Source organism: Streptococcus acidominimus (assembly GCF_001921825.1).
In the GTDB taxonomy this organism is placed as follows: domain Bacteria; phylum Bacillota; class Bacilli; order Lactobacillales; family Streptococcaceae; genus Streptococcus; species Streptococcus acidominimus.
The window spans coordinates 1-16358 of record NZ_MSJL01000029.1 but is presented as its reverse complement, the minus strand read 5'-3'; the positions used below and the strand labels follow the sequence as shown (position 1 = coordinate 16358).

Annotated in this window: 15 protein-coding genes and 1 pseudogene; 3 read left to right on the top strand and 13 right to left on the bottom strand. The window is 44.0% G+C overall.

What is annotated here, in order from left to right:
- Nucleotides 1-2: 2 nt before the first annotated feature.
- Both BU200_RS06930 and BU200_RS06925 read left to right on the top strand, forming a co-directional pair.
- Nucleotides 3-761, top strand: a complete 759-nt coding sequence (locus tag BU200_RS06930) for an excalibur calcium-binding domain-containing protein (protein WP_249024021.1) — start codon at nt 3-5, stop codon at nt 759-761.
- 4 nt (nt 762-765) lie between these two features.
- Nucleotides 766-1224: a DUF6568 family protein gene (locus tag BU200_RS06925; protein ID WP_075099499.1), complete on the top strand. Its 459-nt coding sequence runs from the start codon at nt 766-768 to the stop codon at nt 1222-1224.
- Nucleotides 1225-1250: 26 nt separating this feature from the next.
- Here BU200_RS06925 and asnA read toward each other — a convergent pair whose 3' ends face one another.
- The 12 genes from asnA to BU200_RS06865 all read right to left on the bottom strand — a co-directional run bounded on the left by asnA (nt 1251) and on the right by BU200_RS06865 (nt 14377).
- Entirely contained in the window at nt 1251-2243 is a 993-nt protein-coding gene (gene asnA, locus BU200_RS06920) for an aspartate--ammonia ligase (RefSeq protein ID WP_075099485.1), read from the bottom strand.
- A 94-nt stretch (nt 2244-2337) separates the two neighbouring features.
- Nucleotides 2338-3381, bottom strand: a complete 1044-nt coding sequence (locus BU200_RS06915; RefSeq protein WP_075099484.1) for an MmcQ/YjbR family DNA-binding protein — start codon at nt 3379-3381, stop codon at nt 2338-2340.
- 225 nt (nt 3382-3606) lie between these two features.
- Nucleotides 3607-3786, bottom strand: a complete 180-nt coding sequence (locus tag BU200_RS06910; protein ID WP_075099483.1) for a twin-arginine translocase TatA/TatE family subunit — start codon at nt 3784-3786, stop codon at nt 3607-3609.
- A gap of 1 nt (nt 3787) precedes the next feature.
- Nucleotides 3788-4507: a twin-arginine translocase subunit TatC gene (tatC, locus tag BU200_RS06905; RefSeq protein WP_075099482.1), complete on the bottom strand. Its 720-nt coding sequence runs from the start codon at nt 4505-4507 to the stop codon at nt 3788-3790.
- Nucleotides 4497-6194 carry an FTR1 family iron permease gene (locus BU200_RS06900; protein ID WP_075099481.1) on the bottom strand — a complete coding sequence of 566 codons (1698 nt, stop codon included), beginning with the start codon at nt 6192-6194 and terminating at the stop codon, nt 4497-4499. Before BU200_RS06900 ends, tatC begins: the two co-directional genes overlap by 11 nt.
- Nucleotides 6172-7404 (bottom strand): iron uptake transporter deferrochelatase/peroxidase subunit, encoded by a 1233-nt coding sequence (efeB, locus tag BU200_RS06895; protein ID WP_075099480.1) that lies wholly within the window; start codon nt 7402-7404, stop codon nt 6172-6174. Before efeB ends, BU200_RS06900 begins: the two co-directional genes overlap by 23 nt.
- 3 nt (nt 7405-7407) lie before the next feature.
- Nucleotides 7408-8268 (bottom strand): iron uptake system protein EfeO, encoded by an 861-nt coding sequence (gene efeO / locus BU200_RS06890; RefSeq protein WP_075099479.1) that lies wholly within the window; start codon nt 8266-8268, stop codon nt 7408-7410.
- A 649-nt stretch (nt 8269-8917) separates the two neighbouring features.
- Nucleotides 8918-9415, bottom strand: coding sequence for a kinase (locus BU200_RS06885; RefSeq protein WP_075099478.1), 498 nt, complete (start codon nt 9413-9415; stop codon nt 8918-8920).
- Nucleotides 9415-9855 (bottom strand): CoA-binding protein, encoded by a 441-nt coding sequence (locus tag BU200_RS06880; RefSeq protein WP_075099477.1) that lies wholly within the window; start codon nt 9853-9855, stop codon nt 9415-9417. The genes BU200_RS06885 and BU200_RS06880 overlap by 1 nt, the downstream gene beginning before the upstream one ends.
- 568 nt (nt 9856-10423) lie before the next feature.
- Nucleotides 10424-12172: an ABC transporter ATP-binding protein gene (locus tag BU200_RS06875; protein ID WP_075099476.1), complete on the bottom strand. Its 1749-nt coding sequence runs from the start codon at nt 12170-12172 to the stop codon at nt 10424-10426.
- Nucleotides 12162-13928 (bottom strand): ABC transporter ATP-binding protein, encoded by a 1767-nt coding sequence (locus BU200_RS06870; RefSeq protein ID WP_075099475.1) that lies wholly within the window; start codon nt 13926-13928, stop codon nt 12162-12164. Before BU200_RS06870 ends, BU200_RS06875 begins: the two co-directional genes overlap by 11 nt.
- Complete coding sequence (locus BU200_RS06865) at nt 13925-14377, bottom strand: MarR family winged helix-turn-helix transcriptional regulator (RefSeq protein WP_075099474.1); 453 nt, start codon at nt 14375-14377, stop codon at nt 13925-13927. Before BU200_RS06865 ends, BU200_RS06870 begins: the two co-directional genes overlap by 4 nt.
- Before the next feature lie 621 nt (nt 14378-14998).
- On the opposite strand from BU200_RS06865, the pseudogene BU200_RS06855 reads away from it, so the two are divergent.
- A pseudogene (locus BU200_RS06855) lies at nt 14999-15988 on the top strand (YdcF family protein); the annotation flags it as partial.
- 146 nt (nt 15989-16134) lie between these two features.
- Here BU200_RS06855 and BU200_RS06850 read toward each other — a convergent pair.
- On the bottom strand, nt 16135-16358 hold a 224-nt coding region (locus tag BU200_RS06850), incomplete at its 5' end, for a transposase family protein (protein ID WP_142237021.1).

Sequence of the window (16358 nt, the reverse complement as noted above, 5' to 3'; positions counted from 1 at the left end):
CTTTGCTATTTCTAATTTCTATTGTCCAAATCGGTCAAACTAAAAATCATTTAATCCAAGAACAAGCTACATCCTCAGCAACTTCTGAAGAGTTAGCGGCTTTGCAAGAAAAATATGAAAGCCTACAAAACGAATTTGAAACCTACAAAACAGAAAATAAAGAATTTATTTTGGCAGGTAAAACTGCTATACAAGCACAAAAAGAGGAACAACAATTAAAAGAAGCCGAAAAAGCTGTCATTGACTTGGAAAAAGCACTTGCAAAAGATAAGATTGAAACCACCAAACAACAGGTTGAAAAATTATCTGACCAGACAAAGAAAAATGACTTATTAAACCGTATCCAAAAAGTTCAAGAACAGATTGCCCAAAAAGAAAAAACTGAAAAAGCATTGGCAGAAGCTGAAAAAGTTGTCAAGAACTTAGAAGACAATCAAACCAAAGAAAACAGTGAGACAGCTAGTCAACAAGTCCAAGGATTACCCGATTCTGAACAAAAATCTACCCTCCTCAACCGAATAGCAGCAGTCAACCAAGCCATCACCCAAAAAGAGGAACAAGCTGCAGCAGAGCAAGCTGCTAAAGAGGCTGCTAGTCGAGAGACGCAAGCCACTCCTGCCCCTGCAGCTCCTGCTGGCGATACAACCTATTACAAAAATTGTGCTGCCGTTCGTGCTGCTGGCGCTGCTCCAATTTATCAAGGACAGCCAGGATACGCTAGACATTTAGATAGGGACGGAGATGGTATTGCCTGTGAATAGAAATATGCAATCAATAGAGAAAATTTCTCTATGCTTACTACCACTATTACTTTTCACTCTTCTCTCTGCTTGTCAAGCGACAGCCGCTCCCTCTATCGACACTAGCTCCAGCCAGAATAGCACAACTGACATCCGTACTGAACCAATTCGTCTAGCACAACTTCGTGAAAAATTGGCTAATAAAGAGACCTTCTATGCCTATATTGGTCGTCCAACTTGTCCTCATTGTCGTAAGTTTGAGCCCAAATTACAAGAAGCAATAAAAAGGACACAAGTCCCTGTCTTTTATCTCAACACAGATGAAGAAGATAGTGCAGAAGCAAGTCATTTTGTTGATTCGCAAGGTATAACCACCGTTCCGCATTTGACTTATTACAAGGAGGGAGAAACAAGGGCTTACTTGAAAAAAGGGAGCGAAGCAACCGTAGGTGAAATAGAAATATTCTTAAAAACTGGAACATAAAAGAGAGCTTAATCGCTCTCTTTTCCTTACAAGATATTCTCAAATGTATCACGGACATCTTGGGGCCAGACACTTGATTGAACTTCCCCGATATGTTTTTTACGGAGGAGAAACATAGCCAGACGGGATTGTCCGATTCCGCCACCGATAGTGAGTGGAAAGAACCCGTTTAACAATGCCTTGTGCCATTCAAATGCCAGCCTATCCTCATCACCTGTAATGGCAACTTGACGTTTCAGAGCCTCTTCATCCACCCGGATCCCCATAGAAGACAGTTCAAAGGCGGATTGTAGCTGCTCATTCCAGACTAAAATGTCACCATTTAATCCCTTGTAGCCATTTTCAGATGGAGTGGTCCAGTCATCATAGTCGGGAGCACGACCATCATGCGGTTTTCCGTCCGCTAGCTCGCCACCAATTCCAATCAAAAAGACAGCCCCATATTCTTTTGCAATGACATTTTCGCGCTCTTTTGGTGTCAAAGCCGGGTAACGCTCTGCCAGTTCTTCCGAATGAATAAAGGTGATCTGCTTTGGTAAAACAGCATCAATATCATAGCGGGCTTCAACGGCTAACTCCGTCAAACGGATAGCCTTGTAAATCAGCTCAACCATTTCTTTCAGATAAGCGAGGTTCCGTCTACCATCTGGAATCACCTTCTCCCAGTCCCACTGGTCTACGTAAACCGAGTGGATCGGATCAAGCGAATCTTCATCTGGACGCAGGGCCTTCATATGGACAAATAAGCCCTCCCCCTCATTGAAGCCAAAACGCGCTAGGGTGTGCCGCTTCCATTTAGCCAAGGAATGCACAACCTCATAGGTCGCTTCTGGAATCAATTTGACATTGACGGTTACCGCATTTTCAACCCCTGAAAGATTATCCTGCATGCCGTCACCGACACGGCTCAAGATTGGTCCCTGCACTTCTACAATTTCCAGCTTGTCTTTTAAATATTGGGTAAAGGTATTTTTGACAAAGGAAATTTCTTCTTGCTGATGGATAAAACTCTTCTTCATACTTCATAACCTCCAAAACTAATTCCTATTATAGCCTTTTTAGGGAAGATGTAAAGTGAAATATTAAATTTTCTGATAATTTGATTCTACATCATCACTCTTTCAATAGCTTCTCCAGTAGCTCGCGACATTCTTGTGTCGCAAGCCGTGGACCACGGACAGCTTTTACTCCTAACCTTTTCAGCTGCGACAGGGGAAGATCACCATCTGTCAGTTCGCGAAGCACCTCCAGCCCCATGTATTCCACATCCTCCTTGAGGAGATTGGTCTCGGTCACTCGGCAGAGATAGCGAATAGCCTGAATCGGGGCTGTCATGTAAATACAGACTAGATCATGAGCCTTGACTTTAGGCTTTTGCGTCCAGAGAATCTTGCCCTTACTCCGTAGCTCTGTATCAATATCATACAATTTTGGATTGGCGGGAATAATCCAGTAGCAAGGACCAGATGAGAGTAGGGCATTTTTAGGTGCTACTAGCTTGCGACTCCTGCTGACCAGTTCAAATAAGAAGGCATCTGTCAAGCGATCGTCTAGACTAATGGAAACCCAGGTTTTCTTAGACATGTGGTAGGCGGGATAAATACCTGGTCTTGCTAATAAGTCTTTCATCTGCCCTGTTTCTACCTTCACATTGATAATCTCTACATTTCCTGCTTGATCCAGCTCCCCCAAGGCTGTCCATGGGACTTGGGTCACCAAACCATACCATTTTTGATTACCTGCATGCCGTAGGGTTGCAATCTCTGGTGCCTTGGTAAAGGGATAGTCGGGACTTTCTTGAAATCTCTCCTGCACATAGCGCACCAGACGATTTCCTTGGGCGAATTGAAAAATTTGAGATTCGCTACAATGCTGAACCACTTCTTGCAAAATCGCCGCATAGCTTTCCCGCACTTCTCCGACAAAAGATCCGACCGCACGCTGGATCCGAAAGGCGTGATATTCTTCATCCATATCCAAATCCCAGACTTGAGCAGAGGCTTTCTTTTCTAATTCCACCCGAATCCGCGCTTCAAAATGCCCATCCATAAAAGTCTGACAAAAAAAGAAAACGCCATCTTCTTCCTCAAATCCATAGTCCAGCAACCGCTCTTTCTGCCAAATTTTATCCTTGAAAAATGTTTCCTCAAACAGCATTCCTCTTCCTTTCTCTAGTTATTCTACAAGCTCATCAGTTCCTGCGTCAAAACTCCTAGTTTGCCGTAGCCGTTGTGGACTATGTCCACTTGCGGATATGGTATGAACAGTCAGGGAAGTGACTGTTATTACATGAAGAAGTGCGCTTTGAGTTTTGTACGGGCTTTGTGTCTTGCAAAAAGAGTGCGGAGCCATTATCGACTTCCCCACTCTTTTACATTCAGCCTAGTTGGCTGTATCGTCCTTGTCTTTTTGCTCACCTTGATCCATGGCACTTTTAAAAGAAGCAATCATTTTGCCAATGGATTCACCTAGTTCTGGCAAGCGCTTTGGTCCAAAAATCAAGAGGGCACCTAGGAGCAAGATAATCATTCCTGGAGCTCCAATATCACGTAAGATTCCCATATCAGGTTCTCCTTTTTTCTTTTCTACGGTAGAGCCACCTGCTGATGCCCACGCTCACTTCATAAATGAAGAGCAGGGGCACCGTCATGGCTAAATCACTTGTAAAATCAGCTGGCGTAATGATAACCGCAACCACCAGCAAACTAAAGTAGGCATGTCTTCTATATTGTACCAAAAATAGTGGATGAAGGATACCAATGGAGGTCAAAAAAGCGACCAAAACTGGTATTTCAAAGACAACTGCCATAGGCAGGGTCGTATGGAGCAAGAAAGCGAGATAATTTTGAGCCGTTAATCTAGTGTCAAAAAGCCCCTCTCCAAAGGATAAGAGAACCTGTAAGAGGGCTGGACTAACCAAATAAAATCCAAATAGGAGACCCGCCACAAAGCATAAAAAGACCGCCGGGATGTACCAAAAGGCACTCCTTGCCTCTGCCTTATCAAGGGCTGGTAGGATAAAAGCCCAGACCTGATAGGTCAAAAAAGGCAGGGTCAGGGTAAAGGCCACGAGGCTTGCTAAATTGATATAAATCCACAAGATATCATTTGGACCTAGTACAATCAATTTCTGGGAAAATCCCTGGGTCAAAAACTGATAGATACTACTCGAAAAGTAAAGGCTGACCAAGAAACTGATAAAGAAAAAGGAAATGATCCAGATGAAACGGCTCCGAAACTCGGTCAAATGCTCGACAATGGTTAATTCTTGCTTAGTCTTCATGAATTTCGCGATTCCTCCAGGTTAGCCAGCCGATCAAGACGATAAGCAAGAGCTGTGACAAGAGAACTTCCAGACTTGGGTAGAGACCGATAATGTCTAGTGTCGGTACTCCTTTGATCACATGGCTCGGTAGGATATTGGTCAATTGTAGGGCATGTATACTCACGCCTAGCATCTTAAAGGCAAGGACATAGATCAGCCAAGTTAGGTAGAAAAAGACCCGATGTGGTTTGATTTTACTGGTCGTTTGTACCATCAGAATCGCTAGGATAATGAGAACAAGAAAGGCGAGACCAATCCCTAGCAGAAACTCTCTAAGACTAATTTGGGGAAGCATTCCTGCATAAAATAGGATAGTTTCTGCCCCCTCCCGAAAGACTGCTAGAAAACTGAGGGCAAACATAGATACAAAACTACCACTTGCTGTCACCACGCGCATCTGCTCTTCCATATAGTCATTCCACTTCTTAACAGAGGACTTGCTGTGAAGCCAGATTCCAATGACAATCATCATCACTACCGCAACAATGCCGACTATTCCCTCAATGATTTCACGGTTGGTTCCTGATGAAAGGGTCGGAAAAAATTGTTGCAGCGCAATGGCTAGTATCGTACTGGCTAAAAGACCTACGACTGCTCCGCCATATACCCACGCCAAGCCCTTTTTCTGCTTGCTGGCTTTAAGAGTAGATACCAATGCCATGACGATGAGCAAGGCTTCCACTCCCTCCCGAAGCAAAATCAGCATGGCATCAAAGGCATTGTAACTGGCAGAGGTATCAATACTTGATAAATCTGCAATCAACTGATCCAGCTTTTCTTGGTATTCTGCCTCCTCTCCCCGCACCATGATAAGGGGTGCTTGGTTCTCTACACGGGTATAAAGGCTCGGATAGCGCGTACTGACATCTCCTTCGATACTTGGCCAAATAGTGATAAATTCTTTCATGAAAGCAGTCCCTTTATCCCTATCTCCTGCTTCAAAAGCAGCCCGTGCTTGCTCCAGCAGACCGATCCCATCTTTCAAGGTCAGGTTGTTCGCAGTCGTTGCCACTTCCTTACCGTCCTTAAAGGCTTGAATCGCATTTTTCAGTTCATCAAACGACAGTTGAATCGCACTATAATCTACTGGTTCTGTCTCAATACTGCTACGCAAGAAAGAAATGGCCGTTTCAATTTTCCCATAATGACCCGTACTGGTATCACGAACAATACGCTCATTGACCGTCCAGGCACTGTTTAGTTTTTTGTACTGCTCCTTGACTGCATCCATATCCTTAGTATCAATAGCTGCCTGCAAGCTAGTATAGCTAGGGGCGAGTTTCGTCATCAACTTCTCTTTTTCAGCATCAACATCTACGGGATGTTGCTCTGCATCAAAGTCTAAAAGAGCTTTTGAAACAGCGACCAATTTTTCTTCTGTCGGGGCTTTTTCCAATTCCTCCAAGCGCTCGGTCACCGATTGACCAGCCTTGGAATCATGGTTTTCAATTTGCGTAAAATCTGCTCGTAACTGGGCAATCAACTGCTCCACTGTCCCCCGATCCCCTTTTTGCAAAGCGGTTGTCGCATCTGTAATCGTAATAAACAGGTGACTATAAGAATCCTCTGCTGAAACGGGGGAAGCAAGCAGGGTCAGAGCAAGGAGGGCAAGGACTGCCAGTTTATTCAAATAAGGCTTGACCAAGATACTCTCCTTTTTTCACACCAGCAAAACAGGCAAACAAACCACTTCCGACATGGGTGATGTACTCATTTAGCTTGTCTAGATTTCCAAGATTATTCTGAATAGTGATAAACTGCTCTGGATCTTTTTGGAAAGAGATAAAGAGCAGACCTGAGTCAAATTGCCCTGTTTTCTCATCAATCCCGTCTGAATACGAAAAGGCCCTACGGTAGATTTCAAGCCCTGTTTCCTTTGCCAAGCGGACATGGGAATCAACCGGCACAACTGGCTCTCCCTTTTCGTCCTTCAAGTCCAAGTCCACTTCGTCAAATTCATCCTTTTGTCCGAAAGGTGCACCGCTTTCCTTATAGCGACCAAAGGTATGTTCCTGTTCATTGAGACTGGTTCGATCCCAAGTTTCCAAAAACATCTGAATTCGGCGCACCGCCATATAGGTACCACCCCGCATCCAGTTGGCATCATCACACCAGATGACCTCCTTAAACTCTTCTTCGGTCTTCCCATTTGCTGTGCCGTCTTTAAAACCAAAAAGATTACGCGGTGTTTCCTTGCGGTTACCAAGTGCTGCAAAACCTGCCTGACTCCATTTCATAGTCACGACATGGCGTCCCTTTCTCACCAGATTTCTAACCGCATGAAATGCCACCTGCTCATCATCTGCACATGCCTGAATAACAATGTCTCCACCAGTGTATCTTTCCTTGAGCTGATCCCGTGGAAATACAGGTAGACCCCTAAATTCTTTAGGCTTCTTGCTATCCAAGCCTAACTTGGTCAGAAAGGCAGGAGAAATTCCAAAGGTCAGTGTCAGACGGTGCGGATTAAGCCCGACTGTCTCGCCTGTATCAAAAGGTGGCAGATAGGCATTGTCTCTATCTTCTTTGACCAATTGCCCTGTCACTAATTTCTCGCTGTAATCTGTCCAATCCTTAAACATCTGGATGACTTCAGCCCTTTCTGTCGAATGCAGGTCTAATACGACAAAATAGACATTTTTCTGCATTGGCGTCACAATACCTGCCTGGTGTTCACCATAGAAAGAGATGTCTTCTCCACCCTCGGCTTTTGCGGTCTCACTCGTCACCTTTCTAGCGAAAAAAGCAGAGGCGCCAGAAGCACCGAGTGCAAGTCCAGCTCCCCCTAAGCCTGCTTTTTTGAGAAATTCGCGACGATCCATTTTCTTATCAAACCATTTTTCGTCTTTTGTCATTGTTTACTTCCCGTCTAAAATAATCCCCATTTGAGAAAGAGGCTCACCGAGCTTGGTCACAGCTTCAGCCAAGGTCTTGGTATCGTCTGTACTCAAATCGGTATAGAGCTTGTAGTGTGTGTCATCTGTCATGTATTGATCAAGAAGACCGTTGACATTTTTAAATTCTTTTTCGAGGCTTATCACTAAACTACTATCTTTTAGTTCTAGCATTGGTTTGAAGAGTTCAAAAATCTTCTCCGCCCCCTCGATATTGGCTCTAAAGTCGTACAAGTCCGTATGGGAATAGACTTCTTCCTCACCCGTAATCTTGCTGGTTGCTACTTCGTTGAGCAAGTCAACTGCCCCAGTCAACATGATGTCTGGCGTTACTTCAACAGTTGCAATTTTCGCCTTTAATTCCTTGATGTCATTGACCAGCTGGTCGGCGTATGCTTCAGTACCTGCTGTGGTATTGTCTTCCCAGAGGATTTTTTCAATACGGTGAAAACCTGACCAGCCTTCTTCTGTCTTATTTTCCTCCAGATAATCCACCAAGCGGAAATCAATCTTCACGTCCGACTCGCCGAAACTTTCCGCAATCGGCTCCGAGCGCTCATAGGCCATACGGATCACAGGATAGGCCTTTTTAGCTTCTTCTAGCTTGCCATCTTTGAGCAGCTGGGCAAAATCTTCCGTATCTGCCAACAATTGACCAATTTGCTCTTCTACAAAAGCCTTGTACTTTGATGTCGCCTGATCTAAATCCTTATCATCCACCTGTATCCTTGTACTTTCTTGGCTTGTCTCCCCTTGGGGTGCTGTTCCTGCGCATGCTGTTAGTAAAAGCGCAGATGATAATAGAATAATGCCGAATTTTTTCATCGTCCTTCCCTTTCTTAAAACCTATCTCCATTATAGCACAGATTCTCTCATTTTCAAATAATTGTCTGATAATTTTAATGCTATTTCACATTTCATTATAAAGATCGAGCCTTTGCCGCATTTAATAGGCCTTGAAACTCAAAAGGATACTTGTCACGACCTGTGATGCAAAAGCTACACTTTTCGTATCAAGCCTTGTCTAGTGATCAACTAGACCACTATCTTCAACTTATCGGGAATTAGCTACGCTAATCCTATCTCCAACCTTCAACAGTCTATTCCTAGACTGTTTGACACGAGTTCCACTCGTTCTATCTTGTTTTTAGGGAACAGGCTAAAAACCTCCCACTGGAGCTTTTTACTCAGCAAGATGAGTTAACGACGTCAGATTTTGATGTTTGACGAGTATGAGCAATGAAAAATCGAACAAAAAGAGCGAGACACGAAAGTTCTCGCTTCTTCCTTATTCCAGATACAAAGAATATCCATATCAGGGACAATCTCGTAACAGCTAGGGAGGTATTGCACACAGTTCATCTTCCATTCGGCTGTTTTTATCGTTATTGACTTACTGGGCTGCTGACTGCTGTTTGTTCCATTTCTAGGCTCGCACCTATCATGTAAGCCAACTCTTACGAATGACCGATTTTTACTCTTCCTCTATCCTGTGACGAATTGTCTGAACTGCCGCCTCCAAACTAATCTCGGCTGTAAGAAATGCCTCTTCCTCCCAGCCAAGATAATCCTGATTTATCCACCAACGTTTCATATCTGCTGCGGTAAAGTCATGCTTTTTGACCCGGGTGGCATGTCGCTTAACGGTCTCTTCAAAGGGAATATCATAGTAATAAGCAAAGACTCTGGGTGCAAACAGGCTACGCAAGTCTGCCAGCATCTCTCCATAGACCTCTGCCTCATAAAATCCCTCAACAATCACCAGTAAATCCTCTGCATACCCAAAGCGAGCGATTGTTTCAGTCAGCGCAATCGAAAGATTCCCAGGCTCCACTTTTTCTCTTAACATGATCCTGCGAACATTGTCTTGGGAGATGAGCAGGGTTCTACGACCATAATAAGCCTGTAAAGCCGCTGCCAGACTGGTCTTGCCCGATCCAGAATTTCCCCGAATAATGACGAGAGTTGCCATCAGTCCACAGACCCTTTCATAAGCCGAACATATTCTCGCTTGATACAGCGATTCATGACTACATCTTCCCGACCTGCTGCCTGTAATATTGCCGCTGCTTCTTGGCTCTGTAAGTCTAACTGCGCCCAGAAGACTTGGGCGTCAAGGGTTACAAATTCACGCGCTACATCCGCCAAATATTCACTCTTGCGATAAATATTCACAATATCAATCGCGAGCGGAATATCGGAAAGGCTCGCATACACTTTTTCGCCTAAAATCTCACCGCCAGCCAAGCGAGGATTTACAGGAATAATCTGATAGCCCATCTCCTGCATAAACTTAGAGACGCGCTTGCTGACCGCATCGTCCTTGTCCGATAAGCCTACTACTGCAATGGTCTTGCTATTTGCTAGATAGGCTTGAACCTGTTCATCTGTTGGATTTTGAAATTCGTACATGGTACTGCCTCCTTTTCTTCTATTATAGCATGGAACTCCTCCAATAGTCCAAGCATAAAAGGCTTGGACGAAACGATTATACTGTTTCTCCCAAGCCTTTGTAGGCATAGTCATCCAAGATCAATATCTAATATATTATACTCTTCAAAAATCAAAATACGACTCTCTCAACTTAATCTTGTAAGTTGAATTTGAGCTACATTGCTAGTGAAAAAGTGACGTAACTGTTCCAGTTTTAACTGATTAGAGATACGGCTACCTTTAGTAGGATAGGCTGAAAACCTCCATTGGAGCTTTTCACTCGTTAAAACTCTAGTTTGCTGTTGCAGGCTATGCCTGCTTTACAGGTACAGTAATAACAGTCAGGGAAGTGACTGTTTATACCTGAAAGAGTGCGCTGTGAGTTTTTTACGGGCTTTGTATCTTAGTCTAGGCGCAAGGCTAAAGTGGTCCACCATAATGAGCTTGCGCTTTCTCGTTTCTGGGCGCAAGGCTAAAATGCTTCACCATGATGAACTTGCGTTTCCTCGTTTCTGGGCGCAAGGCTAAAGTGGTCCACTGGACCACTTTACTCCTCGCTAAATTGGCTGTTGTATAGGTTGGCATAGAAGCCATTTTGAGCCATGAGGGCGTCATGATTGCCTTGCTCAATAATATTCCCATCTTTCATGACTAGAATGAGGTCAGCATTCCGGATGGTGGATAAGCGGTGGGCAATGACAAAGGAGGTACGCCCTTCCATGAGTTTATCCATAGCTTTTTGGATCAGTTCTTCCGTTCGGGTATCGACAGAACTCGTCGCCTCATCAAGAATGAGTAACGGGGCATCTTTTAAAAGTGCTCGAGCAATCGTCAGCAATTGTTTTTGTCCGACTGACAGGGTCACCGTATCATCAAGTTTGGTATCATAGCCCTTTGGCAAGGTCATGATAAAGTGGTGTACTCCAACCGCCTTTGCAGCCTGGATAACCGCCGCATCCGAAATATCTTGCTGATTATAGATTAGATTTTCCTTAATGGTTCCTTCAAAAAGCCAGGTATCTTGCAAGACCATACTAAAGGCATCATGCACCTCGGAGCGTTTCATGGTCTTGGTATCCACACCGTCAATCAAAATCCGTCCTTGGTCAATCTCATAGAATTTCATCAGAAGATTGACAATCGTCGTCTTACCAGCACCGGTCGGACCAACAATGGCAATTTTTTGCCCTGCCTTAGCGACTGCAGAAAAGTCATGGATAATGGTCTTATCAGGCGAATAGCCAAAGGACACATGGTCAAAGGTCACGTCCCCTTTCAGAGAAGTTAGCTGTTGCACTTTTGCCTGATCATCTTCCATCTCTTGCTCACCTAAGAAGTCAAAGACACGCCCCATAGCAGCACTGGCAGATTGCAAGACTGTCAAGCCTTGCGCAATCTGGGACAGGGGTTGAGAGAAAATACGTACATAGGCCATAAAGGCAACAATCGTCCCCATCGTTGCATGACCATGCAGGGTCAAAGCCGCTCCTGCTATTACCACCATCACATAGCCGAAGTTCCCGATAAACATCATCAGCGGCATCATAATGCCAGAAATAAATTGAGATTTCCACATGCTGGCATAGAGGGCCTGATTAAGATTTTCAAACTGCTCTTTTACTTCATGGCCCGCATGATAAGCTGTCACAACCTGATGACCAGAGTACATCTCTTCTACGTAACCATTCACTTTGGCGAGATTGGTTTGCTGGTTCTTAAAAAATCCTCGCGCCCGGCTCATGATAATGCTGACAAAGACAAATCCAAATAAGACAGAACCGATCGCTACAAAGGATAGGGTTACGTTGACTTTAAACATCATTATAAGGGTCACAACCAAGAGGATACTTGAGGAAAGAACGGTACCCAAACTTTGGTTGAGTGATTGGCTGGCTGTATCTACATCATTGGTCACACGAGAGAGGGTATCTCCTTGGGAGTGACGATCAAAGTAGCCCAAGGGGAGCCTGTTGATTTTTTCTGCAATTGCTGTCCGCAGGCGTTTTGAAAAATGCTGAATAATCGTTGAAATCGTAAAGGATTGAGCGTAGTTGAGAAGAGCTCCGATTCCGTAGAGAATCGCCAAGGTCATTGCAATCTTAGATACTTTATCGGTGTCAATCCCTGTCCTCAATCCCTCAGTAATCAAGTCTGTAATCTCCCTGATCTTATCAGGTCCAATTACCGTTATCACGCTTGATATAAACGCTCCAAGCATCGCAAGGACAAAAGGAACTTGAAAACCTTTGATATGAGGTTTCATTTGGCTAAATAAAGAAGATGTCTTATTTTCCATTTTCCAATTCCTCCTTTGATAATTGTGAGTAAGCAATTTCTTGATAGACTTCATTATTGGCAAGTAATTCTTTGTGACTTCCTTGACCCACAACTTTGCCCTTATCCAGCACCAAGATTTGATCCGCATCCATAATGGTCGAAATCCTTTGTGCTACAATCAACTTGGTCAGCCCAGCAGTACGTTTTGCAAGTTCCTCCCGTAACGTACGATCCGTCCGGTAATCTAGAGCAGAGAAGGAATCGTCAAAGATCAGGATTTCCGGCTTACGAGCAAGGGCGCGTGCAATCGCTAAGCGCTGACGTTGACCGCCGGAAAAATTGCTCCCCGACTGGGCAACATGTGCAGAAAGCCCGTCTTCTTTTTCCGCAACAAAATCTTTAGCCTGTGCCAGATCTAAGGCTTCCCAAATCGCCTCATCATTGAGCGGGCTCTCCTGACTCTCTCCAAAGTCAATGTTACTGCGAATATCACCTGAGAATAAGACTGCTTTTTGTGGAATGTAGCCGACCTTGGCACGCAAGTCTGCCTCACTGTAATTTCTGACATCTACCCCGTCTAGCAAAATCTGACCTTCACTGACATCATAAAAACGCGGAATTAAGTTGACCAAGGTAGATTTTCCAGAACCAGTTGAACCGATAAATGCCACTGTATCACCAGCTTTTGCGGTAAAGTTGACATGCTCAATGACTGCCTCTGATGCATCTGAATAACGGAAGGTCACATCATCAAAGATAATCTGATCCACCTTAGCTACTCCTGCTTGGGATTCTTGAGGCGAAAGAATAGAGGAGGTTAAGTCCAGTACTTCATTGATCCGCTTGGTTGAGACCAAGACACGCGGTAGAATAATAAACAAGGCACTCATCATCATGAAGCCCATGACCACCTGCATCGCATAGGACATAAAGACGACCATATCGCTAAAAATCGGCAACTTATCTGCTAGAGCAGCCTCATTGATGAGATAAGCACCAATCCAATAAATGGCTAGGCTCAAGCCACTGGAAATCATCATCATGACAGGATTCATCAGCGCCATTAAACGGCTGACAAATAGGTTGAGTGCTGTTAGTTCTTCATTGGCCTGAGCAAATTTTCCATCTTGGTAATCCTCGGCATTATAGGCACGAACGACCCGGATACCTGTTAGCCCTTCACGGGTAATACTGTTCAAACGGTCGGTCAATTGTTGGACAAGCGTTTGTTTTGGAAAGGCGAGGGTAACTAAAATCGTCATCATGATTAGGTTAATCAAGACTGCTACGATAACTGCCCAAAGCCAGTGATCTGATTTACCGACAATTTTACTCAAGGCCCAGAGCGCCATAATCGGTCCACGAGTTGCAACCTGCAAGCCCATGGTGAATAAGAGTTGAATCTGGGTCAAGTCATTGGTTGTCCGTGTCAAAAGACTAGGGATACTAAAGTGCTTGACTTCAGCATCTGAATAGTCTAAAACCCGGTGAAAAATATCCTTGCGCAAACGGGTGGTAAAGCTGGCAGCCAAGCGCGACGCCATAAAACCAACTAGGATAGAGGCTCCCAAACTAGCTAACGAAAAGCCCAGCATTTTGAGACCCGGTGACCAGAGTTCGGAAGTCCTTGTATCCGGCAGTTGCAAGAGTCTAGTAATGTCAGACATATAGCCTGGGACTTCTAACTCTAGCCAAACTGTCAAACAGACAAAGGCGATACTCGTTAGAATCATCAACCACTCTTTGCCATTTAAGCGTTTAAATAGTTTACTCATTCTTTCTCCTTCTGCTCAATTTTTTCTAAATTATGATGAAGTTGTTGGATAACCTTTGAAAAGACTGCTAGATCTTCTTCTGCGATCCCTGCTAGTAATTTTTGGCGCATATCACCCCAAAACTTACCGATCTTTTGACTTTTTATCCTAGCAGTATCTGACATGCGGACAATTTTCTTGCGTTTATCCCTCTTAGATGGCTCCACCACGATAAAGCCATTTTTTTCCATCCGCTTGATCAGGTTGCTGGTTACAGATTTGGAAATCTTCAGATGGTGCTCAATATCCTTGATAAAAATTTCCTCATCTTCATGGTGGGCAAGATAATAGAGGACATGCCCCTGCGGTCCTCCCAGCAATTCCATACCAGCATCTCGGGCGGCAGAATGGACAGCCGAACCCATGTTATGAGCTAGTCTATTAAATTCTTTCAATGGATCTGTCGTCATAGCATTTTCCTTTCTTATTTCGTTACCATGAGAACTATTTTAACACTTCTAGATCGAATGTCAAGAAAAAGTTCTCGTGAGAACGATTTCCCGACTTAGGAATTGGATTCGATCTAAAGTAACAAACTAGCCTGTTCATTTTCAAAGGGGTTAAACTCTATGGCAAACCGAAACCTAGCTGTTATACAGATAGGGATTAGCTTGTTTTTTAGAGCCTTATCCTCGTCAAAAATCAAAATCTGGTGTCGTTAACTCGCCTTGCTGAGTAAAAAGCTCCAGTGGAGGTTTTTAGCCTATTCCCTTAAAACAAGAAGGGAGTGAGAAAGCACTCGACTGGTCGAAAAAGAGTTCGTCTTACCACCCCCGCACAGTTGATTAGGTCAGATTTGGAGTGAGAAACACGAACAAATCTGCCAATCAACCACTACGCTGAGATGTTGACGCGAACCATGAGAAGCGAGGATGGACTTGAGCCTAGCCTCACCTGCGGTTTCGTTGCCTAGTCAGATTTTGATTTTTATAGAATAGTATAGCATTTCACCATCTTTTCTAGTCCTAGAATTTATGGTATACTAACTAGATATTTCGCAATTTAGTTAGAAAGAAAGGTCTTTACTCTTTATGATTCTCCACCTCGTTTGGCTCATACCTGCCCTCTTATTTATGGCGCTCTTTCTTCTCGAACCAAGGCGCCTCCTCAATGCCTACCTCTTTTTGATCGTCTTGATTCTCTTTGCCTTTATCATGGCAGGTTTCTTTGTCGTCCAATTGAGCCTCTGGGACAAGCAAACAGCTATACTCATCCTTATCGGTGGACTACTGCTCATCCCCCTAAGTGTCCTCCTATCCACTATCTATCTCCTCTTTAACGGCAAACAGATGATCACCTTTGAGGGGCGTAGGTTAGCCAATCTTCTCTCCCTCTTTTACGGTCTTGCGATTCTGATTACTCTAGCTCTGCACTTCTTTGGTGGCTATTTCCTCATTAGAAAAATCACCGAATTACTGGACAGCCTGCTCATCTACGGAAGTTTTATCTACCTATCCTATGTCGCCTACGGCATTTTTTACAATCTATTCCCCCTCACCTACCAGCCAGACTATATCATTGTCCTAGGTTCTGGACTGATAGGGGACAAGGTCCCTCCCCTCCTTGCCCAGCGACTAGACAAGGGACTGTTCTACTATGAAAAATTCGGCAAACAGCCAACCATCATTGTTTCTGGTGGTCAAGGAAGTGATGAAGCGATTTCGGAAGCCCAAGCCATGTCTCGCTACCTCCTTGATAAGGGACTGGCGAGCGACAAACTGCTCCTTGAAGCACACTCCACAACGACCCTCGAAAATCTAACATTTTCCCGGAAGATCATTGGTGAAACTCAAGATACCCCACCACGTTTTCTAGTTGTGACCAACAGTTTTCATTCCCTGCGAGCTGGAATTTACATGCGAAAGCTAAAACTCAAGGGGCGCAGTGTCGGTGCTAAAACAGCCTTCTACTACCTCCCGAGTGCTTGGATCCGTGAAACAGCCGGCCTCGTGCTCATGTATTGGAAATGGCATGCTGTCATTCTTGGTTTAACCCTATTGTCTTGGCTTCATTCATTCTTTTTTTATCCATTTATAGATAGTCAAAAAAATTTAATCAACTACGGTATCACAAGTATCTCAAAGATAGTTGTGATTTTTTTCGCATCAATGAACACAAATGGATTGACAGCGTTTTCTTCAGTTGTTATACTAGACTTGTTCGGTAACTACTTGGTTTCAAAATTAATAATCCCACAAATTAACTCAGCACGTATTTCAAAACGTTTTCTCCGACCACGATAGTCTTGTTTCATGATTTGAAACGTCTTAAACTTCGCATTGAAATGCTCAATTTGGATACGAATCGCTGCCATCTCACGATTTAGTTGCTTTTCCTCTTCCGTCAATCTGTGATGTTTTGAGTTCTTAGCTGGAATAAAGCTATTTTCAT